This is a genomic window from Microbacterium festucae (assembly GCF_025421715.1).
GTDB lineage: Bacteria > Actinomycetota > Actinomycetes > Actinomycetales > Microbacteriaceae > Microbacterium > Microbacterium festucae.
In genome coordinates, this window is sequence record NZ_JAOEFC010000002.1 from 217,824 (window position 1) to 243,421 (window position 25,598).

22 protein-coding genes and 4 tRNA genes are annotated in these 25,598 nt (G+C 71.4%); 17 read left to right on the forward strand and 9 right to left on the reverse strand.

Going from position 1 to position 25,598, the window contains the following annotated elements:
* Nucleotides 1-51 precede the first annotated feature (51 nt).
* Nucleotides 52-1,191 (forward strand): alkaline phosphatase family protein, encoded by a 1,140-nt coding sequence (locus tag N3K63_RS07190; RefSeq protein WP_261579482.1) that lies wholly within the window; start codon nt 52-54, stop codon nt 1,189-1,191.
* A gap of 24 nt (nt 1,192-1,215) precedes the next feature.
* On the opposite strand, the gene sepH is transcribed toward N3K63_RS07190, so the two are convergent.
* A complete protein-coding gene (gene sepH / locus N3K63_RS07195; RefSeq protein WP_261579483.1) occupies nt 1,216-2,232 on the reverse strand; it encodes a septation protein SepH in 1,017 nt (338 codons plus the stop codon).
* Between the two features lie 216 nt (nt 2,233-2,448).
* Between sepH and N3K63_RS07200 the strand changes: the two genes are divergently transcribed.
* A complete protein-coding gene (locus N3K63_RS07200; protein WP_261579484.1) occupies nt 2,449-2,742 on the forward strand; it encodes a DUF4193 domain-containing protein in 294 nt (97 codons plus the stop codon).
* A 100-nt stretch (nt 2,743-2,842) separates the two neighbouring features.
* On the opposite strand, the gene N3K63_RS07205 is transcribed toward N3K63_RS07200, so the two are convergent.
* Nucleotides 2,843-3,310, reverse strand: coding sequence for a DUF3093 domain-containing protein (locus N3K63_RS07205; protein WP_261579485.1), 468 nt, complete (start codon nt 3,308-3,310; stop codon nt 2,843-2,845).
* 24 nt (nt 3,311-3,334) lie between these two features.
* Here N3K63_RS07205 and dut point away from each other — a divergent pair, with 24 nt between their 5' ends.
* The 6 genes from dut to pepN all read left to right on the forward strand — a co-directional run bounded on the left by dut (nt 3,335) and on the right by pepN (nt 12,790).
* Nucleotides 3,335-3,784, forward strand: a complete 450-nt coding sequence (dut, locus tag N3K63_RS07210; RefSeq protein ID WP_261579486.1) for a dUTP diphosphatase — start codon at nt 3,335-3,337, stop codon at nt 3,782-3,784.
* The gene (locus tag N3K63_RS07215) at nt 3,781-4,401 is read left to right on the forward strand and encodes a DUF3710 domain-containing protein (RefSeq protein WP_261579487.1); all 621 of its coding nucleotides are present in this window, start codon (nt 3,781-3,783) and stop codon (nt 4,399-4,401) included. The genes dut and N3K63_RS07215 overlap by 4 nt, the downstream gene beginning before the upstream one ends.
* Complete coding sequence (locus N3K63_RS07220; RefSeq protein WP_261579488.1) at nt 4,398-5,177, forward strand: DUF3159 domain-containing protein; 780 nt, start codon at nt 4,398-4,400, stop codon at nt 5,175-5,177. Before N3K63_RS07215 ends, N3K63_RS07220 begins: the two co-directional genes overlap by 4 nt.
* A 146-nt stretch (nt 5,178-5,323) precedes the next feature.
* Nucleotides 5,324-8,152: an aconitate hydratase AcnA gene (acnA, locus tag N3K63_RS07225; protein ID WP_315943083.1), complete on the forward strand. Its 2,829-nt coding sequence runs from the start codon at nt 5,324-5,326 to the stop codon at nt 8,150-8,152.
* Nucleotides 8,153-8,267: 115 nt separating this feature from the next.
* A complete protein-coding gene (gene dxs, locus N3K63_RS07230; RefSeq protein ID WP_261579489.1) occupies nt 8,268-10,226 on the forward strand; it encodes a 1-deoxy-D-xylulose-5-phosphate synthase in 1,959 nt (652 codons plus the stop codon).
* Nucleotides 10,227-10,282: 56 nt separating this feature from the next.
* The gene (pepN, locus tag N3K63_RS07235; RefSeq protein WP_261579490.1) at nt 10,283-12,790 is read left to right on the forward strand and encodes an aminopeptidase N; all 2,508 of its coding nucleotides are present in this window, start codon (nt 10,283-10,285) and stop codon (nt 12,788-12,790) included.
* Between the two features lie 34 nt (nt 12,791-12,824).
* On the opposite strand, the gene N3K63_RS07240 is transcribed toward pepN, so the two are convergent.
* The 5 genes from N3K63_RS07240 to N3K63_RS07260 form a co-directional block, all read right to left on the reverse strand.
* Entirely contained in the window at nt 12,825-13,541 is a 717-nt protein-coding gene (locus N3K63_RS07240) for an SPFH domain-containing protein (RefSeq protein WP_261579491.1), read from the reverse strand.
* 221 nt (nt 13,542-13,762) lie between these two features.
* Nucleotides 13,763-15,907: a 3-hydroxyacyl-CoA dehydrogenase NAD-binding domain-containing protein gene (locus tag N3K63_RS07245; RefSeq protein ID WP_261579492.1), complete on the reverse strand. Its 2,145-nt coding sequence runs from the start codon at nt 15,905-15,907 to the stop codon at nt 13,763-13,765.
* Nucleotides 15,908-15,918: 11 nt separating this feature from the next.
* Nucleotides 15,919-17,121, reverse strand: coding sequence for a thiolase family protein (locus tag N3K63_RS07250; RefSeq protein ID WP_261579493.1), 1,203 nt, complete (start codon nt 17,119-17,121; stop codon nt 15,919-15,921).
* Between the two features lie 73 nt (nt 17,122-17,194).
* The gene (locus N3K63_RS07255) at nt 17,195-18,391 is read right to left on the reverse strand and encodes an HRDC domain-containing protein (RefSeq protein ID WP_261579494.1); all 1,197 of its coding nucleotides are present in this window, start codon (nt 18,389-18,391) and stop codon (nt 17,195-17,197) included.
* Complete coding sequence (locus N3K63_RS07260) at nt 18,384-18,965, reverse strand: DUF3000 domain-containing protein (RefSeq protein WP_261579495.1); 582 nt, start codon at nt 18,963-18,965, stop codon at nt 18,384-18,386. Before N3K63_RS07260 ends, N3K63_RS07255 begins: the two co-directional genes overlap by 8 nt.
* A gap of 25 nt (nt 18,966-18,990) precedes the next feature.
* On the opposite strand from N3K63_RS07260, the gene N3K63_RS07265 reads away from it, so the two are divergent.
* The 4 genes from N3K63_RS07265 (at nt 18,991) to N3K63_RS07280 (ending at nt 23,317) form a co-directional block, all read left to right on the forward strand.
* Entirely contained in the window at nt 18,991-20,214 is a 1,224-nt protein-coding gene (locus tag N3K63_RS07265) for an alpha/beta hydrolase family protein (RefSeq protein ID WP_261579496.1), read from the forward strand.
* Nucleotides 20,211-21,233 (forward strand): cell division protein ZapE, encoded by a 1,023-nt coding sequence (gene zapE, locus N3K63_RS07270; protein WP_261579497.1) that lies wholly within the window; start codon nt 20,211-20,213, stop codon nt 21,231-21,233. Before N3K63_RS07265 ends, zapE begins: the two co-directional genes overlap by 4 nt.
* Nucleotides 21,234-21,399: 166 nt before the next feature.
* On the forward strand, nt 21,400-22,668 hold the full coding sequence (locus N3K63_RS07275; protein ID WP_261579498.1) for an ammonium transporter: 1,269 nt from the start codon (nt 21,400-21,402) through the stop codon (nt 22,666-22,668).
* Between the two features lie 130 nt (nt 22,669-22,798).
* The gene (locus tag N3K63_RS07280) at nt 22,799-23,317 is read left to right on the forward strand and encodes a type II toxin-antitoxin system PemK/MazF family toxin (RefSeq protein ID WP_261579499.1); all 519 of its coding nucleotides are present in this window, start codon (nt 22,799-22,801) and stop codon (nt 23,315-23,317) included.
* Nucleotides 23,318-23,329: 12 nt separating this feature from the next.
* Here the strand turns inward: N3K63_RS07280 and N3K63_RS07285 are convergent, their stop codons facing one another.
* Both N3K63_RS07285 and N3K63_RS07290 read right to left on the reverse strand, forming a co-directional pair.
* The gene (locus tag N3K63_RS07285) at nt 23,330-23,668 is read right to left on the reverse strand and encodes a YnfA family protein (RefSeq protein WP_261579500.1); all 339 of its coding nucleotides are present in this window, start codon (nt 23,666-23,668) and stop codon (nt 23,330-23,332) included.
* A gap of 80 nt (nt 23,669-23,748) precedes the next feature.
* Nucleotides 23,749-23,824 (reverse strand) — tRNA-Val (locus N3K63_RS07290).
* 157 nt (nt 23,825-23,981) lie between these two features.
* Here N3K63_RS07290 and N3K63_RS07295 point away from each other — a divergent pair.
* The 5 genes from N3K63_RS07295 (at nt 23,982) to N3K63_RS07315 (ending at nt 25,559) form a co-directional block, all read left to right on the forward strand.
* Nucleotides 23,982-24,053 (forward strand) — tRNA-Gly (locus N3K63_RS07295).
* Between the two features lie 55 nt (nt 24,054-24,108).
* A tRNA-Cys gene (locus N3K63_RS07300) sits at nt 24,109-24,179 on the forward strand.
* A 26-nt stretch (nt 24,180-24,205) separates the two neighbouring features.
* A tRNA-Val gene (locus N3K63_RS07305) sits at nt 24,206-24,277 on the forward strand.
* A gap of 90 nt (nt 24,278-24,367) precedes the next feature.
* On the forward strand, nt 24,368-24,886 hold the full coding sequence (locus tag N3K63_RS07310) for a glycine cleavage system protein R (protein ID WP_261579501.1): 519 nt from the start codon (nt 24,368-24,370) through the stop codon (nt 24,884-24,886).
* Nucleotides 24,887-24,893: 7 nt separating this feature from the next.
* Nucleotides 24,894-25,559 (forward strand): DNA alkylation repair protein, encoded by a 666-nt coding sequence (locus tag N3K63_RS07315; RefSeq protein ID WP_261579502.1) that lies wholly within the window; start codon nt 24,894-24,896, stop codon nt 25,557-25,559.
* Nucleotides 25,560-25,598: the final 39 nt, after the last annotated feature.

The following is a 25,598-nucleotide window of genomic DNA, read 5'->3' on the forward strand; positions in this document are numbered from 1 at the left end:
TGATCCTCCGGAAGAAAGGGGCCGCGCCCGCCGTGTGCGAGACTGGCCCCGATGTCCCTCAGCCTACCCGTGGACCCGCCTTCGGCCCGGAGCCTCACCGGCGTCGTCGCGGAGTCGATCCGGTCGCTGTCGGGCTCGTCCGCGTGGTTCGCGCCCGCCCGCTCCGCCATCGTCGTGCTCGTCGACGGGCTGGGGCGCGGCAACCTCACCGCCCGGGCCGGCCACGCCCGCTTCCTCGCCGGCGCGCTCACCAAGCGGGATGCCGCGCGCACGACCTTCCCGTCGACGACGGCCACCGCACTCTCGTCGCTGCTGACCGGCGAGGATGCCGGCCGTCACGGCATCGTCGGGTATCGGCTGCGGGTGCCGGGCACCGACCGCACGCCCGATCAGCTCGGCGGCTACGAGTCGGACGGCCTCGACCCCCTCACCTGGCAGCGCAGCGTGCCGCTGCTGGAGCGCCACGTCGCCACCGGCGCCCGGGCGTTCGCGGTCTCGCGCGCCCGTTACGCCACCACCGGCTTCACGATCGCGCTGCAGCGCGGCGCGACCTTCGTCGCGGCCGAGTCGATCGCCGAGCGCCTCGCGGTGGCCGCGGCCCTCGCCGCCGCCCACGACGGGGCGGTCGTCTACGTCTACGCGCCCGAACTCGACACCGTGGGCCATGCCGCCGGGTGGGAGTCGGACCGCTGGCTGCACGCGCTGGAAGAGCTCGACCGCGACGTGGCCGCCTTCGCCGCGTCCCTCGCCCCCGACGTCGGGGCGGTGGTCACCGCCGACCACGGCATGGTCGACGTGCCCGCGCACCGTCACGTGCTGCTGGCCGAGGGCGACGGCCTGCTCGACGGCGTGAGACATGTGGCGGGGGAGCCGCGGATGCTGCACCTCTACGCCGACGAGGGCGCCGCCGACGGCGTCGCCTCACGCTGGCGCGAGAGCGAATCGGGCAGGTCCTGGGTGCTCAGCCGTGCCGAGGCGGTGGCGGCGGGACTGTTCGGGCCGGTGGTCGACGCGGAGGTGCTGCCGCGCATCGGCGACGTGCTGGTCGCCGCCCGCGCCCCGATCGCCTATTACGACGACCGCCTCACCGACAAGCGCGCGCAGCGCATGATCGGCCAGCACGGCTCGCTCACCGATCAGGAGCGGATCGTGCCCCTCGTGCGCCTCGGCGCCTACGCGACCCCGCGCTGATCCGGTCTGGGTCGGGGGTCGGCCTCAGGCGTCTTCGGTGCGGGCGCCGAAGACGATCTCGTCCCACGACGGCATCGAGGTGCGGCCCTTGCGGCGCGTGGGCTCCTCGGTGGGCTCGTCGACCTCGTCGCCCGGCGTGGCCGGCTCGTAGCCGGGCTCCAGCGCGTCGAACAGCGCCACCGGCGTGGCGGCGGCCGGCGTCGCGGGACGCTCGTCCCCCTCGCCCGGCATCGGCTCGCGCTGACCGCGGCGACGGCGCAGTGCCTCGAGCAGGTCGGCCGTCTCGGCCGAGGTCACCGCCTGGTCGGGGGCGCGCTTGATGGCCGCGTCGCGCACCGCCGGAGCGACGGGTGCGCGCACCTCGGGAACGCCGGGCTCGGCCTCCACCTCGGTGTGACGCGGACCGAACGCACCGCTGTCGAAGCGGGAGGCATCCTTGCCGGGAGCGGAGTCGAGGGCGCGCAGGCGCGGGATGAGTCCCTCCGGCAGCGACCCCTGACGGGACAGCTGCACGGCGTCGGCGTTCTGCGGCGACAGCGTGGAGCGGCGCGGGTCGAAGCCCCAGCGCGCGTCGTGGTCGATCTCGTTGGCGGTGAACTCGACCTTCACGATCCAGCCGCTGCTGTCGCGCCAGCTCGTCCAGCGTTCGCCCGAGGCGCCCGCCTCGGCGAGCTTCGCGCGCACGGCCGTGCCGAAGGTGGGCTGCGCGTCGGGTTCGAGCTCGCCGCCCAGCAGCACCGGCACCGCGAGGGCCTGGCCGACGATGTGCTCGCGCTCGGCGAGCACGGGGCGCTCATAGCGCTCCACGTCTTCGACACGGACCCCGAGCAGCTCCGCCACCTCCTGCGCCGACAGACCGGCGCGGATGTGGCCCTGGATCTCGCGCGGCCCCGGACGCGCCACACGCGGCTCGTCGTCGCGCTGCGCCCGACGCAGCTGCGCCTTCAGCGTCTCGTCGACGGCGAGGGTGAAGCGATCCCCGGACTCGGTGGCGAGCACGAGCGCGCCGTCTTCGAGACCGATGACTTTGAGCTGTTCCATGCGAAACACCCCTCCCGTTCCTGCGTATGCGGCCATGGTGTCACAGGCCTCCCGTGACCACGGGAATATCGAGGGCGTGCCGCGAGTTCAGACCGTTGCCGTCCGGACGACCCCGTCCGAAGGAGGCGGCATTTGCGAAATGGCATCCGGTCATGCAAACTATGGCCGCCCGATGCCCCGGCATGAAGCACCACCTGGAAGAAGAGACGTTCGAGAATGGCCACGGATTACGACGCCCCCCGCAAGACCGAGGACGACAGCGAGTCGATCGAGGCGCTGAAGGAGCGCGTGCCCGACAAGCTGTCCGGCGCCGTCGACGTCGAGGACGCCGACAACCCCTCCGGCTTCGAGCTGCCCGGCGCCGACCTGTCCGACCTCGAGCTGGATGTGGTCGTGCTGCCCCCGCAGGAAGACGAGTTCACCTGTGTGGAGTGCTTCCTCGTGAAGCACCGCACCCAGATCGACCACGACACCGCCATCGGCGCGGTCTGCATCGAGTGCGCCGCCTGAGCGGCCCCGATCGCACCGCCGTCGACACGACGACCCGCCGTCCCTGACGGCAGCAGCGCCGCCCCGATCGAGGGCGGCGCTGCGTCGTGGTGCGGGGGAGTCAGGCCTGCTGCTGGGCGCGGCGGATCGCCGCCGCCACCCGGTCGGGGGTGCGCGATGAGAACACCCACGCCGTCACCGGGTCGTCGGCGTCGTTCAGCGGCACGCGCACGACACCGTCGATGCCCCCGCGCAGCATGTGGAACACATCACGGCCGAGCCCCGGGCCGCGCATCTCGCGGGCCTCGGCGCCCGTGAAGACCTCCGGCTCGCCCAGGAACTCCACCGGCACGTGCCCGCGGCCCACGCGCAGTTCGCCGCCCTCCACCGCGATCGACGGCGCGGCGGCGATGAGCAGGGCGATGAGTGCCGCCGCCACCACCAGGCCGATCACCAGGGCGAAGGTGGCATCCATCGGAACGAACACGAGGGCGACCATCGGGGCGCTCACCGCGGCGCTCACCAGCGCCCACAGCGACGGGCTCAGCCGCTCGCGATAACGGACGGTCGCTGCGGACAGGTCGCTCATGGTGTTGTGCATTACCCTCGTGGAGTGATCGAAACCGTGGACGTCCCCATCATCGCATCGCAGATTCCGGGGTACGCGCATCCCGGTGATGCCGGGGCCGATCTGGTCGCCGCCGAAGCGGTGCGACTGGAGCCCGGGCACCGTGCCCTCGTGGCCACCGGCGTGCGCATCGCGCTGCCCGACGGCTTCGCCGCGTTCGTCGTGCCGCGCAGCGGCCTGGCCGCCAAGCACGGCATCACGATCGTCAACGCGCCGGGCACCGTCGATGCCGGCTACCGCGGCGAGATCAAGGTCTCGCTGCTGAACACAGACCCCGAGCACGCGTACGAGGTCGCCGTCGGCGACCGCATCGCCCAGCTCATCGTCATGCCCGTGTCGCGGGCACGATTCATCCCGGTCGACGACCTGCCCGACAGCACCCGAGGCGAGGGCGGATTCGGATCGACCGGCTACCAGTCGGGAGGCGCTTCATGAGCGACGAGACCGCAGAGCCCCGCGTCGAGACGGCGGAGGCCACCACCGGGAAGTCGGCGCCGGTCGACCGTTCCGCCGACGGACCGTTCGACGAGTCCGAAGCCAACCCGGTGCGCCCCTACATCGACCTCGGCGGCATCAAGATCCTTCCCCGCGAGGGCCTGAACCTCCGCCTCGAGGTCGAGGAGCAGACCAAGCGCATCGTCGCGGTCGGCCTCGACTACGCCGACTCGACGCTGCAGGTGCAGCCGTTCGCGGCGCCGCGCTCCACGGGCCTGTGGGACGAGACGCGTGAGCAGATCCGTCAGCAGATCCGCCAGCAGGGCGGCCGCGTCGAAGAGCGCGAGGGCCCGCTGGGCGCCGAGCTGCTGGCCGAGGTGCCCGTCGCCGGCGCCGCCGACGCCCAGGCCGGCAAGCGCATCGCCCGCTTCGTGGGCGTCGACGGTCCGCGCTGGTTCCTGCGCGGCGTCATCGGCGGCGCCGCCGCGATCGACGTGGATGCCGCGGCGAAGGTCGAAGACCTCTTCCGGTCGATCGTGGTGGTGCGCGGCGGTACGCCGATGCCCCCGCGCGACCTCATCCCGCTGAAGATGCCCGCCTCTCCCGGCACCGCATGAGCACCCCCGGCGCCGCCCCCGACGACGCCCCGCGCCCGGACGACGACCCGCTGCGGCCGCCGCCGGCATCCGAGGCGACCTCCGCGTCCGAGCTGCTCAGCCAGGCACTCGGCGGCGCCGCCCGGCGCGCCGGGCTCGACCCCGCGCAGGAGAAGACCACCGGCCACGTCGTGTGGGCCGCGATGGGCGGCTGGCGCGGCGTGCTCGAGTCGGTGCTGCCCGGCCTCGTGTTCATCCTCGTGTTCACCCTGACGATGGACCCCGAGACCCGCGAGGGCGACCTGTGGCTCTCGCTCGGGCTGTCGGTGGGCATCGCGGCCCTGTTCACGATCGTGCGGCTCGTGCAGCGCTCCACCCTCACCGCCGCCGTGGGCGGCCTCGTGGCCACCGCGGCCGCCGCCGCCCTGGCCCTTCTCACAGGTCGCGGTCAGGACAACTTCGTGCCGGGGCTGATCACCAACGCGGTCTACGGCACCGGCATGCTCGTCTCCGCCCTCATCGGCTGGTCGATCATCGGCCTGGCCGTCGGGTTCCTCATGAACGAGGGCACCGCCTGGCGTCGCGACCCGCGCAAGCGGCGGGTGTTCTTCTGGCTCACGATCGCCTGGGCGGCGCTGTTCTTCGCGCGGCTCGCCGTGCAGCTGCCGTTCTACCTCAGTGGCGACGTCACCACCCTCGGCACCCTGAAGCTCGTCATGGGGCTGCCCCTGTTCGCGCCGCTCGTGGCCGTCACGTGGCTCACCGTGCGTGCCCTCTACCGGCGCACTGCCGACTGACTCCGGATGCTATATTTATCTTGACATCAAGATAAATCATCCCCTGCGGTCGGTTAGGTTCGCCTCACTAGCATGGCCCGAGACGCCCGGGGATGATGGGGGAGCGGGCTTCGTCGCCCGCTGCCGGCCGACGAAGGAGAGCAGACGTGTCCACAGTTGACAGCTTCGGTGCCAAGAGCACTTTGACAGTCGGCGAGACCGACTATGAGATCTTCCGCATCGACACGGTCGCCGGCTTCGAGAAGCTGCCGTTCAGCCTGAAGGTGCTGCTGGAGAACCTGTTGCGCACCGAAGACGGTGCCAACGTCACCAAGGCGCAGATCGAGGCGCTCGGCTCGTGGCAGCCCGACGCCGAGCCCGACACCGAGATCCAGTTCACCCCCGCCCGCGTGGTGATGCAGGACTTCACGGGCGTGCCCTGCATCGTCGATCTCGCCACCATGCGCGAGGCCGTCACCAGCCTCGGCGGCGACCCCAACAAGATCAACCCGCTCTCGCCCGCCGAGATGGTCATCGACCACTCGGTGATCGCCGACCTGTTCGGCACCGAGAACGCCCTCGAGCGCAACGTCGAGATCGAGTACGAGCGCAACGGCGAGCGCTACCAGTTCCTGCGCTGGGGCCAGACCGCGTTCGACGACTTCAAGGTCGTCCCCCCGGGCACCGGCATCGTGCACCAGGTGAACATCGAGCACCTCGCCAAGGTCATCTACGACCGCGAGGTCGACGGCGTGCTGCGCGCCTACCCCGACACCTGCGTCGGCACCGACTCGCACACCACCATGGTCAACGGCCTCGGCGTGCTCGGCTGGGGCGTCGGCGGCATCGAGGCCGAGGCGGCCATGCTCGGCCAGCCCGTCTCCATGCTCATCCCGCGCGTCGTCGGCTTCAAGCTCACCGGCACCATCCCCGCCGGCGTCACGGCCACCGACGTCGTGCTGACGATCACCGACATGCTGCGCAAGCACGGTGTGGTCGGCAAGTTCGTCGAGTTCTACGGCGAGGGCGTGGCCAGCGTGCCGCTGGCCAACCGCGCCACCATCGGCAACATGAGCCCCGAGTTCGGCTCGACGGCTGCCATGTTCCCGATCGACGACGTCACCCTCGACTACCTGCGCCTGACCGGGCGCGACGAGCAGACCGTCGCCCTCGTCGAGGCGTACGCCAAGACGCAGTCGCTGTGGCACGACCCCTCGCGCGAACTCGCCTTCAGCGAGTTCATGGAGCTCGACCTCGGCACCGTGGTGCCCTCGATCGCCGGCCCCAAGCGCCCGCAGGACCGCATCCTGCTCTCGGAGTCGAAGGCGCAGTTCGAGAAGGACATCCTCGACTACGCCGACGTCGAGCACGACCTGGTCGACCTGGAGATCTCGGAGTCCTTCCCGGCCTCCGACCCGCCCGGGAACACCCCCGAGAACACGGCCAGCCAGCACGTGCACGTGCACCGTTCGCACGCGCCGGCGTCGGCGTCCAAGCCCACCCCGGTGGTCACCCCCGAGGGAGAGCACTACACGCTCGACCACGGCGCGGTCACCCTGGCGGCCATCACCTCCTGCACCAACACGTCCAACCCGTCGGTCATGATCGCGGCGGGCCTGCTGGCCAAGAAGGCCGTGGAGAAGGGCCTCACCCGCAAGCCGTGGGTCAAGACCACGCTCGGACCGGGCTCGAAGGTCGTCACCGACTACTACGAGAAGTCGGGCCTGGACCGCTCGCTCGAGGAGATCGGCTTCTACACCGTCGGCTACGGCTGCACCATCTGCATCGGCAACTCGGGACCGCTCATCGAAGAGGTCTCGGCGGCCGTCAACGAGAACGACCTGGCCGTCACCGCGGTGCTCTCGGGCAACCGCAACTTCGAGGGCCGCATCAGCCCCGACGTCAAGATGAACTACCTCGCCTCGCCGCCCCTCGTGGTCGCCTACGCGCTGGCCGGGTCGATGAACTTCGACTTCGAGACCGATGCGCTGGGCACCGACGCCGACGGCAACGACGTGTTCCTCAAGGACATCTGGCCGGCCCCCGACGAGGTGCAGCAGGTGATCGACTCGTCGATCTCGCGCGAGCAGTTCATCAAGCAGTACGCCACCGTCTTCGACGGCGACGACCGCTGGCGCAACCTCCCCACCCCCACCGGCCCGGTGTTCGAGTGGGACGCCGACTCGACCTACGTGCGCAAGGCCCCCTACTTCGAGGGCATGACGATGGAGCTGACCCCGGTCGCCGACATCAGCGGCGCCCGCGTGATGGCCACCCTCGGCGACTCGGTCACCACCGACCACATCAGCCCGGCCGGCAACATCAAGGCCGGCACGCCCGCCGCGCAGTACCTCACCGAGCACGGCGTCGCGCAGAAGGACTTCAACTCCTACGGCTCGCGCCGTGGCAACCACGAGGTCATGATCCGCGGCACCTTCGCCAACATCCGCCTCAAGAACCAGCTGGTGCGCGAGGTCAACGGCGGCGCCGAGGTCGAGGGCGGCTACACCCGCGACTTCACGCAGGAGGGCGGCCCGCAGTCGTTCATCTACGACGCGAGCCAGAACTACCAGGCTCAGGGCACGCCGCTGGTGATCTTCGGCGGCAAGGAGTACGGCTCCGGCTCGTCGCGCGACTGGGCGGCCAAGGGCACGAGCCTGCTGGGCGTCAAGGCGGTCATCACCGAGAGCTTCGAGCGCATCCACCGCTCGAACCTCATCGGCATGGGCGTCGTGCCGCTGCAGTTCCCCGAGGGCGAGAGCTGGGCGTCGCTGGGCCTGGACGGCACCGAGATCGTCTCGATCGAGGGCCTCGAGCAGCTCAACGACGGCGTCACGCCCAAGACGGTGAAGGTCACCGCCGCCCCGAGCGAGTTCTCGGCCGACGGCAAGGAGACCATCGTGTTCGACGCCAAGGTGCGCATCGACACGCCCGGTGAGGCGGACTACTTCCGCAACGGCGGCATCCTGCAGTACGTGCTGCGCTCGCTCGTCTGAGCCCGCGAGAGGCCAGGCCCCGGTTCCCGTGTCGGAACCGGGGCCTTCCCGCTTCCGGGGCGTACGTGAGGTGCGTGGCTAGACTGGGTCGTCTTCGTGGTTCGAAAGGTGTCGGATGTCACTGCTGTCGTCGATCTCGGGTCCGCGCGACCTGGACGCGCTGTCTGCCGCCGAACTGCAGCAGCTCGCGCAGGAGGTGCGCGACTTCCTCATCGAGAACGTCGCCCGCACCGGCGGGCATCTCGGCCCGAACCTCGGCGTGGTCGAACTGACGATCGCGATGCACCGGGTGTTCGACTCGCCGGCCGACCCGTTCGTCTTCGACACCGGTCACCAGTCCTACGTGCACAAGCTCCTCACCGGCCGTCAGGACTTCTCGCAGCTGCGCTCCCGCGGCGGCCTCGCCGGCTACCCGCAGCGCTCCGAGAGCGAGCACGACGTCGTGGAGTCCTCGCACGCGTCCAGCTCGCTGAGCTGGGCCGACGGCATCTCGCGCGCCCTGGCGCGCACCGGCCGTGCCGACCGCCACGTCGTGGCCGTCGTCGGCGACGGCTCGCTCACCGGCGGAATGACGTGGGAGGCGCTCAACAACATCTCCGACGACAACGACCGCAACCTGGTCATCATCGTCAACGACAACGGCCGCTCCTACGCGCCCACCATCGGCGGCATGGCGCGCTACCTCAACCGCGTGCGCACCACCGACGGCTACGAGAACCTGCGCCGCGGCTCCGACTCGTTCTTCCGGCGCCTGGGCCCTCCCGGCCGGGCGCTCTACCGCGGCGTCCGCGGCGGCACCCACGGGTTCCTGTCGCGCTTCGTCAACAACGAGGCGCTCTATTCCAACCTCGACATCAAATACCTCGGTCCCGTCGACGGGCACGACCTGCCGACCCTCATCGAGACGCTCGAGCTGGCGAAGTCCTACGGTGCCCCGGTGATCGTGCACACGATCACCGAGAAGGGCCGCGGCTACGAGCCCGCCCGCAACGACGAGGCCGACCAGTTCCACGCCGTCGGCAAGATCGACCCCACCACGGGCGAACCGCTGGGCGCTGCCGATGCCGTCGCGTGGACCGACGTGTTCGCCGAGTCGCTGGTGGCCGCGGGCGACGAGCGCGACGACATCGTGGCGATCACCGCGGCGATGCTGCGACCCACCGGGCTGCAGCCGTTCGCGCAGCGCTTCCCCGACCGCGTGTTCGATGTCGGCATCGCCGAGCAGCACGCCGTGGCATCCGCCGCCGGCCTCGCCTTCGGCGGCCTGCACCCCGTCGTCGCCATCTACGCGACCTTCATGAACCGCGCGTTCGACCAGGTGACGATGGACGTCGCCCTGCACCGCGCCGGCGTCACCTTCGTGCTCGACCGTGCCGGGGTCACCGGCCCCGACGGCCCGAGCCACCACGGCGTCTGGGATCTCGCGATGCTCCAGCTCGTCCCCGGCATCCGCATCGCCGCACCGCGTGACGCGGAGCGGCTGCGCGAGGAGTTCGCCGAGGCCATCGCCGTCGAGGACGGTCCCACGGTCGTGCGCTTCCCGAAGGGCGCGGTGGCCGCCGACCTCCACGCCGTCGAGCGCCTGCCCGACGGTGTGGACGTGCTGACCCGCAGCGGCGGCGAGGACGTGCTCATCGTGGCCATCGGCCCCATGGCCCACACCGCCATCGCCGTGGCCGAGCGCCTCGCGGCGCAGGGCATCGGCGCCACCGTGATCGACCCGCGCTGGGTCGTGCCCGTGCAGCCGTCGGTCGTCGACCTCGCCGCGCGTCACCGTCTCGTGATCACCATCGAAGACGGCATCCGCGTCGGCGGCATCGGCACCCGCGTGCGCCAGGTGCTGCGCGAGGCCGGCGTCGACACCGCGGTGGACGAGCTGGGTGTGCCCGACGAGTTCATCGACCACGCCTCGCGCGAGCAGATCCTCGCCGACGCCGGGCTCACCCCCGCCAAGATCGCCCACGACGTGGTCGCCCAGGTGCTCGGCACCCGCATCCCCGTCGCCCGGCCGTCCGCCGACGCCGAGGGCGTGTGGGCGCTGCCGGATGCCTCTGAGGAGCACCGCCCGCGCTGAGGCGGCTCTCACGTGCGGCGGCGGGGTCACGGCGGGTGACGTGCCAGCATGGAGGGATGAGCTCCGCCGACCTGCGCCGTGACGAGACCGCCGACCGTGCCCGGCACATCCGACTCGAGACGGTCGAGGTCGACCTCGATCTGCGCGGCGCCGGCGATGCGGGACAGGACACCTTCCCCACCACCTCCACCCTGACCTTCGCGGCCGATGCCGACACCACCTGGATCGACTTCCTCGGCGCGGCCGTCGACGAGGTGCTCGTCAACGGCGAGGCGCACCCGGTGGACTGGGACGGCGCCCGCATCCGGGTGAGCGGACTGACCGCCCGCACCACCGTCACCGTGCGGGCGCGCGGCGTGTACAGCCGCTCGGGCGAGGGACTGCACCGCTTCCGCGACCCGGTCGACGGCGAGGTGTACCTCTACACGCAGTACGAGCCGGCCGACGCGCGCCGCGTGTACCCGGTGTTCGAGCAGCCCGACCTGAAGGCGCGGTGGTCGATGCGGGTGTTGGCACCCGCCGCGTGGACGGTGCTCTCCAACGGCGCGGCGCTCTCGCAGGAGCCCGTCGACGGCGGCATCCGCACCGTGTTCGCGCCCACGCTGCCGCTGCCGAGCTACATCACCGCCGTCGCCGCCGGCCCCTATCACCGGGTCGACGGCGCGTGGGAAGGGCCCGAGGGGACGGTCGCGCTGGGCGTGCTCTGCCGCGCGTCACTCGCGCCGCACCTCGACGCCGACGAGATCCTCGACATCACCCGCCGGGGCCTCGGCTTCTTCGGCGAGGCCTTCGGGTCGGTCTATCCGTGGGGCAAGTACGACCAGATCTTCGTGCCCGAGTACAACCTGGGGGCGATGGAGAACCCCGGCCTGGTGACCTTCACCGAGGCCTATGTGTTCCGTGGTGCGGCCACCGCCGCCCAGCGCGAGGGACGGGCCAACACGATCCTGCACGAGATGGCGCACATGTGGTTCGGTGACCTCGTCACGATGCGCTGGTGGGACGACCTGTGGCTCAAGGAGTCGTTCGCCGACTACATGGGCGCCCACGCCTCGGTGGCCACCGGCCTCTACCCCGACGCCTGGGTGACCTTCGCCAGCCGCCGGAAGGCGTGGGCGTACGAGCAGGATCAGCTGCCCACGACCCACCCCATCGTCGCCGACATCCCCGACCTCGAAGCCGCGAAGCTCAACTTCGACGGCATCACCTATGCCAAGGGCGCCGCCGTGCTGCGGCAGCTGGTCGCCTTCGTCGGCGACGACGAGTTCTTCGCCGGTGCACGCCGGTACTTCGCCGACCACGCCTACGGCAACACGACCCTCGCCGACCTGCTCACGGCGCTCGAGCACGCCTCGGGTCGCGACCTGTCGGCGTGGAGCGCGGCGTGGCTGCAGACCACCGGCATGTCGCAGATCGCCGTCGAGCGCACCGGCGACGGCCTGGCCGTCGTGCAGACCGACCCCCGTCCGCACCGCTTCCGCATCGGATGCTACGACCTCGACCGGGGCGCGCTGTCGCGGCGCGACAGCATCGAGGTCGACATCGCCGCAGCCCGCACCCCTGTCGCAGACGCGGACGTCCCGGGCGCCGGCGCGCCGGCGCTGATCGTCCCCAACGACGACGACCGCACCTACGCGAAGGTGCGCCTCGACGACCGGTCGCTGGATGCCGTCGCCCAGGGCCTGTCGACCCTCGACGACGCGCTGACGCGCGCGGTGATCCACGCCGCCCTGTGGAACGCGGTGCGCGACGGCGACCTCCCGGTCACCCGCTATCTCCAGATCATCGGGGCCCATGCCGCCGCGGAGCCCAACGTCGGGCTGCTCGCCGACGCGCTCGCCCACACCGGCTACGCCCTGGCCCACTACGCGGCGCCCGACGCGCGCACGGCCGCCGCCGACGCCTGGCTCGACACCGCCTGGAGCGCCCTCCACCGCGCCGCCCCCGGCAGCGACGCCCAGCTGGCCTGGGCGCGCGCCGTCGGCGCCGCGGCCACCGTCTCGGCGGCGCGTGCGCCCGAGATCCGCGCGATCCTGCGGGGCGGGCAGCCGGCGCCTGCCGGCCTGCCCCTCGACCCCGAGCTGCGGTGGAGCTGGCTGCTGGCGCTGGCCACCACCGGGCACGCCGATGCGGCTGACGCCGACGCCGAACTCGCCCGCGACGACACCGCGAAAGGACGCCTCGGCCACCGTGCCGTGCTGGCCGCCCGACCCGATGCCGCCGTGCGCGCCGCCGCGTGGACTGCGGCGTGGGAGGACCACGCGCTGTCCAACGACGAACTGGATGCCGTCATCACCGGCATCCGTTCGGGCGGTCGTCGTGATCTCATCGCCGCATTCGACGACGACTACTTCGCGCGCATCGACGAGGTGTGGCGCCGGCGCAGCATCGAGATCGCGCGGCGTCTGGTGCGGGGACTGTTCCCCGCCGCCGCCTCCACCGAGGCCGCCGACGCCTGGCTGTCGGCGCATGCCGACGCACCCGGGGCGCTGCGCCGCATCGTGATCGAGCAGCGCGACGGCCTCGCGCGCGACCTGCGCGTGCGGGCGGCGCAGCCGCGCTGACCGCGGGGGAGCGGCGCCGGCCGGTGCGGCGTGCTCAGGCGCTGCGCACGAGCGAGACCGCGGCGCCCCACTCCGCCGGCAGGGCGCTCATCGCCTCGGCGCCCGCGGTGCGGCCGCTGATGGCCTCGGCGAGCAGGTAGCCGTCGGTGAGGGCGTCGCCGGTGACGACCACCGACAGCAGTTCGATGCCGCACGCCGCCCGCACCTGTGCGGCGCAGGCGTCGACGACCGCGGCCGACAGGTCGAGGTTGCCGGGCAGTGCGGTGCCGCCCTGGGTGCGCACGAGGTCGCGCAGCGTCGCCCCGACGATGTTGCCGACCCGCTCCTTCACGTTGACCACGTCGAGCTCGAACACCCGCAGATCGTGGCCGGTCACGATCGGTCGCCAGTCGAACGACGCGTGCACCAGGTGCTGATGCCCGGCGGCGCCGGTGAGCTGGCGCGGGGGAAGGTCGGTCGAGCGCACGCGCGCATCGACGCGGCGGTACCACGCGAGGATCGGGAAGACCGGGTGCGAGCCCGGTCGCAGCACGAGCACCTCACCGGCCTCACCGCGCCCCGGGCGGCTGCGGCGGCGGATGATCGGCTTGCCGTTGCGTGTGCGGATCGCCGCCTCGCCCTCGTCGATGGTGACGATGAGGATCTTGAACAGCGCCGGCACCACCAGCAGCACGGTGAGCACCGCGCCGCCGGTCTTGATCAGCGCGTTCATGTTGCCGGTCCCGAACAGCGACGTGATCGACTCGATCATCCGGTCCGCCTCCGCGTGAGAGCCCCGCTCATGCCCTCAGGATGCCGGGTCGTCGGCAGCGCGCAGTGCACAACGGCCCTCGTGCGCGATCTGTTCACCCAGAGTTCCCGCCCCGGCGGGCAGCCGGTCGCCTCCACGCCCGAGCGGGGCCCCGGACCGTGGTCCGGAGCCCCGCTCGGAGGGCCGGGCGCTCGAGGGCGGCCGCGGTGTCAGCCCGTGTCTCAGCCGACGACGCCGCGGATCTGCGGAGTGTGGAACGTGCCTTCGAACACCCGCTCCGACGCGCCCTCGCGGTCGAGGTACGGCGTGGCGCCGCCGTCGATGAACGGCCAGCCGGCGCCGAGGATGAGGCACAGGTCGATGTCCTCGACCTCGGGGACGACGCCTTCGTCGAGCATGAGGCGGATCTCCTGGGCGAGGCCGTCCTGCACGCGGCGCAGGATCGTCTCGGCGGAGGCCGGGGTCTGCCCGACGTGGCCCTTGAGCACCTTCTCGGCGGCCTTGGTGAAGCCGGTGACCCGGCCGCCCTTGTCCTTCTCGACGACCGCATCGAGCTCTGCCAGCGCGTGGAAGTTCTCGTTCGCGTAGAACCGGTCGGGGAAGGCGCGCACCATCGTGTCCTGCACGTGGGCGGCGACCTTCCAGCCCACCAGGTCGATCAGCTGGAACGGGCCCATCGGCAGCCCGATCGGACCGAACGCCTTCTCGACGTCGGCCACCGGGGTGCCCTCGTACACGGCGCGCGCCGCTTCGCCCATGACCTTCGCCAGCAGCCGGTTCACGACGAAGCCGGGGGCATCGGCGGTGAGCACCGCGTTCTTGCCCAGTCCCTTGGCGACCACGAACGCGGTCGACAGCGCGGCCTCGCCGGTCGCCGGGGTCTTCACGATCTCGATGAGCGGCATCACCGCCACCGGGTTGAAGAAGTGGAAGCCGACGAGCCGCTCGGGGTGGGCGAGCTTCGCACCGATCTCCTCGACCGACAGCGACGAGGTGTTGGTGGCCAGCACCGCATCCTCGGCGATGATCTGCTCGATCTCGGCGAAGACGGCCTGCTTGACCCCGACCTCCTCGAACACGGCCTCGATGACGAAGTCGCAGTCGGCGTAGAGGCTCTTGTCGGTGGTGCCGGTCACCAGCGCGCGCAGGCGGTTGGCGGCGTCGGCATCCAACCGGCCCTTGGCCTCCAGCTTGCCGATCTCGTCGTGGATGTAGGCGACGCCCTTGTCGACGCGGGCCTGGTCGAGGTCGGTGATGAGCACCGGAACCTGCAGCTTGCGCACGAACAGCAGCGCGAACTGGCTCGCCATGAGGCCCGCACCGATGATGCCGACCTTCGCGACCTTCTTGGCCAGCGCTTTGTCGGGGGCGCCCACCGGGCGCTTGGCCCGCTTCTGCACGAGGTCGAACGCGTACATGGACGCCGCGAACTGGTCACCGGTCACGAGGTCGGCCAGTGCCTCGTCTTCGCGGGCGAAGCCCTCGGCCTTCGTGCCGCCCTTGGCCTTGTCGAGCAGGTCGAGCGCGACGTAGGGGGAGCGGGGGACCGTGCCGATCTTCGACTCGAGCATGCCGCGGGCCACCTTGATGGCGATGGGCCACTTGGTGAGGCGTTCGATCTTGCCCGGCTCGTTCTTGCGCACCACCTTGTGGTCGCCGGTGAGCACGCGGTCGGCCCACCGCAGCGAGTCTTCGAGGTAGCTCGCCGCGGGGAAGATCGCGTCCATGATCCCGAGCTCGTAGGCCTGCGCGGGCTTGAGCACCCGGTTCTGCTTGAGCGGGTTCGAGACGACGACCTCGAGGGCGTTCTCGATGCCGATGAGGTTCGGCAGCAGGTAGGCGCCGCCCCAGCCGGGGATGATGCCGAGGAACACCTCGGGCAGCGCGATCGCCGCGGCCGAGGCGTCGACGGTGCGATAGGTGGAGTTGAGCGCGATCTCGAGGCCGCCGCCCAGGGCGAGGCCGTTGACGAACGCGAACGAGGGCACACCCAGCTCGGACAGCTTGCCGAGCACGTGGTGGCCGAGCTGCGCGATCAGCTTGGCGTTGTCGCGCGAGCCGACGTTGCTGACCTCGCTGAGGTCGGCGCCGGCGGCAAGGATGTACTGCTTGCCGGTGATGCCGACGGCGTCGATCTCACCCGACGCCGCCCGGGCGGCGAGGCCGTCGAGCGTGGCGCCGAGCGCCGTGAGGGTGGCGGGGCCCAGCGTGTTCGGACGCGTGTGGTCGCGGCCGTTGTCGAGGGTGATGAGGGCGAGCACCTTGCCGCTGGCGAGGGTGATGTCGCGCACCGGCGACTGGGTCACCACCTCGGTGTCGGACAGGGCCAGCAGGGGAGTGAAGTCGATCTGGTCGTAGTTCGTCATCGGGGTCAGCCTCACTTCTTCTTGCCGTTGTAGTGGGGGTTCTCCCAGATGACCGAGCCGCCCTGGCCGAGCCCGACGCACATCGCGGTGAGGCCGTAGCGCACGTCGGGGCGCTCGGCGAACTGCGCGGCGAGCTGGATCATCAGACGCACGCCCGATGCGGCCAGCGGGTGCCCGAGGGCGATCGCGCCGCCCCACTGGTTGACGCGGGGGTCGTCGTCGGCGATGCCGAAGTGGTCGAGCAGCGAGATCACCTGGATGGCGAAGGCCTCGTTGAGCTCGAACAGACCGATATCGGAGATCGACAGCCCCGCCTTGCGCAGGGCCTTCTCGGTGGAGGGGATCGGGCCGATGCCCATGATCTCCGGCTGCACGCCGGCGAAGGCGAACGACACCAGGCGCATCTTGGGGGCCAGGCCCAGCTCCTTCACGGCGCCGCCGCCGGCCAGCAGCGACATGGTCGCGCCGTCGGTGAGCGGCGACGAGGTGCCGGCGGTGACCCGTCCGTGGGGACGGAACGGGGTCTTCAGCGCGGCGAGGTCGGCCATCGTCGTCTGCGGACGGCGACCCTCGTCGACCGTCGCGAGGCCCCAGGCGCCCTCGGCGTCCTTGACGGCCACCGGCACCAGGTCGGGCTGGAACCTGCCGGCGTCGTAGGCGGCCTGCGCCTTGTGCTGGCTCAGCATCCCGAACCGGTCGGAGCGCTCTTTGGTGAGGTGCGGGAACCGGTCGAAGATGCGCTCGGCGGTCACGCCCATGTTCAGCGCGCCCGGGTCGACCATGCGCTCGGCGACGAAGCGGGGGTTGGGGTCGGCGTTGCCGCCGATGGGGTAGTGGCCCATGTGCTCGACACCGCCGGCGAGGGCGACGTCGTACATCCCGACGCCGATGGCGCCCGCCATCGTGGTGACGCTGGTCATCGCGCCGGCGCACATCCGGTCGATCGCGAAGCCGGGCACGGTCTGCGGAAGACCGGCGAGGATCGCGACCGAGCGTCCCAGGGTGAGACCCTGTTCGCCGGTCTGGCTCGTCGCGGCGATCGCGACGTCGTCGACGCGATCGGCGGGGACGTTCGCGTTGCGCTCCATCAGACCGATGGTGGCCTTCACCGCCAGGTCATCGGAGCGGGTGTTCCAATACATGCCCTTCTCGCCGGCACGCCCGAAAGGGGTACGTACGCCGTCGACGAAGTAGACGTCCGAGAGCTCGGCCACACTGCCTCCAGAGATTTGGGATCTAGTCCAGCCTAAGGTGAGACTGAGTCCCGCGAAATCGGTTGGCTCGAGTCTACGACGCCGATTCGGGCGTGTCGGCCGGCTCCTGCAGGGAACCGACAAAGGCATCCGAGATCACGTGTGCGGTGCGCTCGACCTGCCACGGCCGGGCGCCGTGCGCCTCGAGGGCCGAACCGATGGATGCCGCGTCGACAGCCTCCGGCGGGGTCCACGCCACACGGCGCAGCGTATCGGGGGTGAGCAGGTTCTCGGTGGGCATCCGCAGGTCGAGGGCCAGCTGCTCCACCTTCGGGCGCGCGGCCTTCAGGCGCGCGTCGGCGGCGGGGTTGCGGTCCGCCCAGGCGCGTGGCGGCGGCATGCCGTCGCCCGGGGTGCGCTCCACGGGCAGGGCGGGATCGGCCCGTCCCGCCTCGATCGCGGCCCACCAGCGGTCGAGCTGGCTGCGGCTGGCGCGGCCGGTGAACTCCTTCACGCGGGCGAGGTCCTGCTTGGTGGCGGGATCGGCGAGCACGGCGGCCACGAGGGCGCGATCGGGCACGAGCCGGCCGGGGGAGACGTCGACCTCTTGCGCGTACTCCTCGCGCGACGTCCACAGGGCGCGGGCCACGGCGAGGGCGCGGCGGCCGCGCACGGTGTGCAGTCCGCTCAGGCGGCGCCACGGCTCTTCGCGCGGCGGCTTCAGCGGGCGGGTGCGCACCGCTTCGAACTCCTGGCGGGCGACGTCGGTCTTGTCGGACTCGGCGAGCTCGGCCACCAGCACGTCGCGCACGTCGACCAGGTGCAGCACGTCGAGCGCGGCGTACTCCAGCCACGGCTGCGGCAGCGGGCGCGTCGACCAGTCCGAGGCGGAGTGGGCTTTGGCGAGGGTGATGCCGATGGTGTCCTCGACGACCGCGCCGAGGCCGACCTTCTCGTGGCCGAGCAGGCGCGCGGCCAGCTCGGTGTCGAAGATCACCGGCGGCTCCAGGCCCTCTTCGCGCAGCGACGGCAGATCTTGGCTGGCGGCGTGCAGCACCCACTCCTCGTCGCCGATGGCCTCCTGCAGCGCGGTGAAGTCGCCGATCGCGGGCGGATCGAACAGGAACACGCCGGCTCCGCGGCGGTAGACCTGGATGAGATAGGCGCGCTGCGAGTAGCGGAAGCCGGAGGCGCGCTCCACATCGACCGCAACCGGGCCCTCTCCGGCCGCGAGCACCGCGGCGGCGTCGATCAATCCGGCGAGATCGTCGATGACGACGAATTCAGCCACGTGATGACCTCGACGATCCGAACACGGCGATACCTTCCGACCCGGGCGGCAGACCCGCCAGCATGCACACCAGCTCTGCCCAGGCGTCCAGGTGTGCGGCGAGGTCGCCTTCGGGCGACCACGACGCTCGCAACTCTATCTGGGCGCCGTCGCCTTCGTCTGCGAGGGAGCCGAATCCCTTCGAGAGGGTCTTGGTCGCCGTTCCGGATGCGGAGTGGAACCGTGCCCCGCGGGCGTGGAGCGCATCGACCAGCCACGACCAGGCGACGTCGGCCAGCAGCGGGTCGGTGCCGATCTCCGGCTCGAGCGGCGCCTGCGCGAAGCAGACGATGCGCCAGGGGCCGCCCCAGGCGTCGGGCTCGTCGATGTCGTGCAGCAGGATGAAGCGTCCGGCCCCGTAGGCGGAGTCGGCTCCCTCTTCGTCGGGGCGCACGTCGGCCGCGAAGGCGACGGCGTCGGGGGCCAGCGACCCGGGGGCGGGGATCTCACGCACCACCAGGTCGGCGCGGAACGACAGCGCGCGCAACCCGTCGACCACGGCGGGGAAGGTCGACGCCGAGCGGTGTTCGTCCACGTCGACAGACTAGAGTGGGGGCACGATGAACGGATCCAGGCGCGCCGATCCGAACGGCGCCACCCCGGCCTCCTACCGGGCGCTGCGCGCGGCCCTGCTGGCTCTCGCATCGGCCCTGCTGGCCCTCACCTCGGCGATGGCGCTGGTCTCGGTGCGGATGGCCCGCCGTGTCGTGCTGCCGGCCGCCCGTCGCGCCGACACCAAGATCGTCGGGGTCGACGTCACGGCGCAGACGATCACGCTCGGCCGCACCCCCGACACCGAGCTGCCCGGGCGCTACGGCCTGTTCACCGCCGGCACCGCCGAGTACATCAAGCTCGGCTCGGTGCTCTCCTCCGACGAGAACACGGTGACCCGCAAGCTCCTCACCCACGTCGCCGCCGACGCGCGGCTCGCACCCGACGCGGCTTTCAGCGGCTGGTACTACGACCACCCCGAGCAGCTGCATCTGCCGTTCCGCGCTGAGCTGGTCGGGGCGCCGGTGGGCCCCTGCCCGGCGTGGGTGTTCCCCGCCGAGGGCGACAGCGACACCTGGGTCATCCAGATCCACGGGCGCGGCACCACGCGCGCCGAGTGCCTGCGCGCCGTGCCCGTCTTCCACGCCCGCGGCATCAGCTCGCTCGTCGTGTCGTACCGCAACGACGGCCAGGCGCCGCGCAGCCGGTCGGGCACCTATGCGCTCGGGGCCACCGAGTGGCGCGACGTCGACGCCGCCATCGGGGTCGCCCGCCGCCGCGGCGCGAAGCGCGTGCTGCTGATGGGCTGGTCGATGGGCGGCGCGATCGCGCTGCAGCTGGCGCTGCAGTCGGCGCACCGCGACCTCATCGCGGGGGTCGTGCTCGAATCGCCGGTCGTCGACTGGCGCACGGTGCTCGCCTTCCAGGCGCGCCTGAACCGCCTGCCGCAGCCGGTGGCAGGCATGGCCATCGGCGCCCTCGGCGCCGACTGGGCCAGTCACGTCACCGGTGCCGGCGCGCCGATCCCGTTCGACCGGCTCGACGTCGTCGCCCGGGCGCAGGAGCTGCGGCATCCGATCCTGCTGCTGCACAGCGACGACGACGGGTTCGTCCCCTCCGACGCGTCCCACGAGCTGCTGCTGGCGCGCCCCGACCTGGTCGAGATGCACGTGTTCGACGTGGCGCGGCACACCAAGCTCTGGAACTACGACCAGGACCGCTGGACGGCCGCGATCTCGGACTGGCTCGACCGCCACGACTTCGGCAGCGTGCCCTCTAGGGTTGACGGGTGACTTCCGCCCCCGGCTCCGCCGTGCATCTGAGTGAGCGCACCCCTCAGGTCTCCGGCGACGAGATGGTCGCCGCCATCGTGCCGCCGCCGCAGTTCGACGACGCCACGTTCGAGACCTACCGCGCCGACGCGCACTTCCCCTCGCAGGCCGAGGCCAAGGAGCTGCTGCAGGTGTTCGCCGCCGGGGGAGCGCCCGCCGCACGCGGCGGCCTGTTCCGGCGCGCGAAGAAGGGGCCCGAGCTCAAGCCCGGCGTCTACCTCGACGGCGGCTTCGGCGTCGGCAAGACCCACCTGCTGGCATCCGTCTATCACGCGATGCCGGCCCGCCGGAAGTACTTCGGCTCGTTCATCGAGTACACCGCGCTGGTGGGGGCGCTGGGCTACCAGAAGACCGTGGAGCTGTTCCGCGGCGCCGACCTGCTGTGCATCGACGAGTTCGAGCTCGACGATCCCGGCGACACGATGGTCATGACGCGGCTGCTGGGCGAACTGGTGCCCACCGGCACGCGGCTGGCGGCCACCTCCAACACGCCGCCCGGCGCGCTCGGCGAGGGACGCTTCGCCGCGCAGGACTTCCTGCGCGAGATCCACGCGATGTCCGCCAACTTCCAGACGCTGCGCATCGACGGCACCGACTACCGGCAGCGTTCGGTCGACGGGCACGCGGTGGTGCTGGCGGATGCCGAGTACCCCGCGGCGCTGCAGGCGGCCGCCGGCACGGCATCCGACGACGGCTTCGGCGACCTGATCCGCCATCTGGCCACCGTGCACCCGTCGCGCTACCTGCGCCTGCTCGACGGCATCTCGCTCATCGGCCTGCGCGATGTGGCCGCCTTCGACGACCAGTCGGCGGCGCTGCGCTTCGTCGCCTTCGTCGACCGCGCCTACGACGCGCAGATACCGGTGCGGGCCACCGGCACGGCGCTCGACCGCGTCTTCACCGACGACATGCTCGCCGGCGGGTACCGCAAGAAGTACCTGCGCGCCATCTCGCGCCTGGTCGCTCTGACCCACTCCTGAGCGGTTGCGAGGCCGGTTCCCGGCGCCGCGAAACCTGATGTTTACGCTCGGGGCACCCGTGTAACGAGCGTGAAACACGACCTGCACGGCGGGGGAAATCGGAGCGCCCGACACTGGGGGGACCCGACGCTACACCTGCGTCCCTGCAGAGAGGTTTCCCTTCGACATGGATCAAGGCAACACCGCATTCATGCTCATAGCAGCCGCGCTCGTCCTGCTGATGACGCCCGGCCTCGCTTTCTTCTACGGCGGCCTCGTCAAGGCCAAGAGCGTCATCAGCATGATGATGCTCAGCTTCGGCGCCCTCGGTCTGATCGGCGTGCTGTGGGTGCTCTACGGCTACGCCATCGCCTTCCCGGCCGCTGAAGGCACCGTGGCACCCTGGGCGATCGACTGGAGCGCGCTCGGCCTGAACAGCCTGCTCGAGACGCCCGAGGGCGCCGCGTACCCGCCCATGGCCTTCGTCTGCTTCCAGGCGACGTTCGCCATTCTCACCGTCGCGCTGGTCTCCGGCGCCATCGCCGACCGTGCCAAGTTCGGCTCGTGGATGATCTTCGCCGGCCTGTGGGCGACGATCGTCTACTTCCCGGTGGCCAGCTGGGTGTTCAACTTCGGCCTGGCCGAGGACGGCAGCTTCGCCTACGGCGGCTGGATCACCAAGGGCCTCCAGGACGTCTTCGGCGTCGGCGCGATCGACTTCGCCGGTGGCACCGCGGTGCACATCAACGCCGGTGCCGCAGCCCTCGCGCTCGCTCTGGTGCTCGGCCGTCGTGTCGGCTTCCAGAAGGGCGTGCACGTCCCCCACAACCCGCCGTTCGTCCTCCTGGGCGCCGGTCTGCTGTGGTTCGGCTGGTTCGGCTTCAACGCGGGCTCCGAGCTCGCCGCCGACGGCACCGCCGCTCTCGCGTTCATCAACACGATCGCCGCCCCGGCCGCCGCGCTGCTGGCCTGGCTCCTCGTCGAGAAGATCAAGGACGGCAAGCCCACCTCCGTCGGCGCCGCCTCCGGCGCCGTCGCGGGCCTGGTCGCCATCACCCCGGCGTGCGCGTCGCTGCACCCGGTGTGGGCCATCGTGCTGGGCCTGCTGGCCGGCGCCGTGTGCGCCCTGGCCATCGAGCTCAAGTACAAGTGGGGCTTCGACGACTCGCTCGACGTGGTGGGCATCCACCTCGTCGGTGGTCTCATCGGAACGCTGTACCTCGGCTTCTTCGCCAACAACACCGGTCTGTTCATGGGCGGCGACGCGTCGCAGCTCATCGTCCAGGCGATCGCCGCGGTCAGCGTGCTGGTCTACTCCTTCGTGCTGGCCTACGTCATCGGCTTCGCGATCGAGAAGACGATCGGCTTCCGCGTCAAGAACGAGGACGAGGTCGCCGGCATCGACACGGTCGTGCACGGCGAAGAGGGCTACGTCCTCACCGACGCCCGCGCCTGACGGCCGGCGTCACACCGCACCACCACACCGCACGGAGGGCGCTGGGCTTCGGCCCGGCGCCCTTCGGCGTGTGCCGGGTGGATGCCGGGGCGTGCCGATCGTGGATGCCGGGCGCGCTAGCATCCGTCGAATGGGAATCTTCTCGTGGATCGGGCGCCTGCTCGGCCGCCCGCGACGCACCGCCGCCCGTCAGCCCACCCGTGCCACCGTGGCCGGCGCGCAGGGCGTCACGGCGACCTGGCAGGTCGCCGATCCGTCACGCCTGGCGCTGCGGCTGCGTTACGCCCCGCTGCGCAACGGCGGAGCGGACGCGGGGGAGATCGTGTGGGGCTGGGTGCCCTTCGCCGAGTCGCCCACCGAAGGCAAGGATCGTCCGCTGCTGGTGGTCGCCCCGCACGACGCGCTGCGCGTCTACGCCGTGAAGCTCACCAGCAAGGCCCCCACCAGTCCGGGCGCGGTCGCCCGTCACGTGAGCATCGGCACGGGGCCGTGGGACCGCCAGCGCCGCGAGTCGTGGGTCAACCTCGATCAGCTCTACAGCGTGCACGTCCACGGCATCCGCCGTGAGGCCGCCGCCCTCGACAAGCGCACCTTCGCGCGCGTGGCCGCGACCCTCTCGCGGCGCTACGGGTGGCGCGTCGACGGCTGACGGCGAGACGCCTCAGTCGGCCTGGTGGGGCGCGAGGATGATGATCGCGGCGCCGAGGAGCGCCACGGCCGACCCGACGTAGTCCCACGTCGTCGGCTTGAACCCGTCGATCACGATGCCCCACGCGAGCGAACCGGCGACGAAGACCCCGCCGTAGGCGGCGAGCACGCGTCCGAAGTGGGCGTCGGGCTGCAGTGCGGCGATGAAGCCGTACGCGCCCAGGGCCGCGATGCCGAGCAGGGCGAACAGCCAGCCCCGGTTCTCGCGGACCGACTGCCAGATCAACCAGGCGCCGCCGATCTCGGCGATCGCGGCGAGGACGAACAGGACGACGATGCGCGCGGTGGTCACCCGCCGAGTCTGCCAGGCGCGTGTTCTCGTGAAGCGACGATCGGGAATGCGAAAACCCCCGCACAGGGCGGGGGTTTCGATGGTGGGCGATACCAGACTCGAACTGATGACCTCTTCCGTGTGAAGGAAGCGCGCTACCAACTGCGCCAATCGCCCGTTGCCTCGGATGCGATCCGGGGCCGAGAGTCGATGCTACCGGATGCCGGCGCCAGTACCGAATCGGCGCGGGCGACACGCGCGGGGCGACCCCGGTTTTGCACTCTGGCCAACCTCGGCTAAAGTCATACGAGTGCCCGGCGCAAAGCCGGAACACGCGGATGTAGCGCAGTGGTAGCGCATCACCTTGCCAAGGTGAGGGTCGCGAGTTCGAATCTCGTCATCCGCTCGAGTGCGGGGATCTCTTTTCGAAGGGGTCACTCCACGTGGGTCGAACCACACACGGTGGCGTGGCCGAGCGGCTAGGCACCGGCCTGCAAAGCCGTTTACACGGGTTCGAATCCCGTCGCCACCTCGCTCACAACTGAACAGCCTTCACAGGCGCGATTGGCGCAGCGGTAGCGCGCTTCCCTGACACGGAAGAGGTCACTGGTTCGATCCCAGTATCGCGCACCGAACAACCCCCGGACTTCCGGGGGTTTTTTCGTTTCCGGGGCGGATGCCGCCGGTGTGCCCGCGCGAGCGCGCCGCTAGGCTCGGGCCATGGCAGATCTCGTTCTGACCGTCGTCGGCGACGACCGGGCGGGGCTCGTGCGCGCCCTCGCCGACACCGTGGCGGTGCACGGCGGCAACTGGGAGCGCAGCGAGCTGGCCGAGCTCGCCGGAGCGTTCGCCGGCATCGTGCTGGTCACCGTCCCCGACGACGCGGCGCCCCGCCTGATCGAGGCCCTCGAAGCCCTCGACGGGATGCTGCGGGTGACCACGCACGCCGGCACGCGCGGCGGCGCGGTCACCGCTGCCGCAGAGAGCCGCCGCTTCTCCTTCACCGTGCTGGGCAACGACCGACCCGGCATCGTGCGGGAAGTGACTGCCGCGATCGCCGCCCATGCGCTCAGCATCGACAGCTTCACCAGCCGCACGCTCGAGGCGCCCATGGCCGGCGGCACCCTGTTCGAGGCGGCCGTGGCCGTGCGGGTGCCGGCGGATGCCGACCTGGCACCGCTCGTCGCCGAGCTCGAGCGGCTCGCCGGCGAGATCCAGGTCGACCTCACGCTCGCCTGACATCCCGATGGACGCTCTGGCAGACGCGGTGCGCGCCGCCCTGCGGGAGGCCGCCGATCCGGCCCGCGCGCCCGGGCAGCAGGCCTACATGAAGTCGGCCATGCCGTTTCTCGGCGTCTCGGTTCCCGAGACACGGCGGCTCACCCGCACCGTCGCGGCGGAGATCGCGGGCCGTGACGGCGCGGCGCTGCTGCCCGCGGCATCCGCGCTCTGGGACGACGCCACCCACCGGGAGGAGCGATATGCCGCGCTTGCGCTGCTGGCCCTGCCGGCTCTGCGCCGCGATCCCGCGATCGTCCCCGTCGTGGAGCGGTTCGTCGTCGACGGGGCCTGGTGGGACATCACCGACGAAGCCGCCCATCGGGTGGCGGATCTGCTCGACGCCGATCCGGCCGCGATGAGCGCGCAGGTGCGCGCCTGGGCGGGCAGCGACGACCTGTGGCTGCGGCGGCTGGCGATCATCGGGCAGCTCGGGCGCCGGGACCGCGTCGACGGCGACCTGCTCACCGACGCCATCGAAGCCAACCTCGACAGCGACGAGTTCTTCCTGCGGAAGGCCATCGGGTGGGCGCTGCGCGACTACGGCCGCACCGCCCCCGACTGGGTGCGCGCGTTCGTCGCGGCGCACGAGCTCAGCTCGCTGAGCCGCCGAGAGGCCCTGCGCCGCCTCTGAGCCGGATCACCGCACGGCGAGCGGGCTCAGCATAGGGCG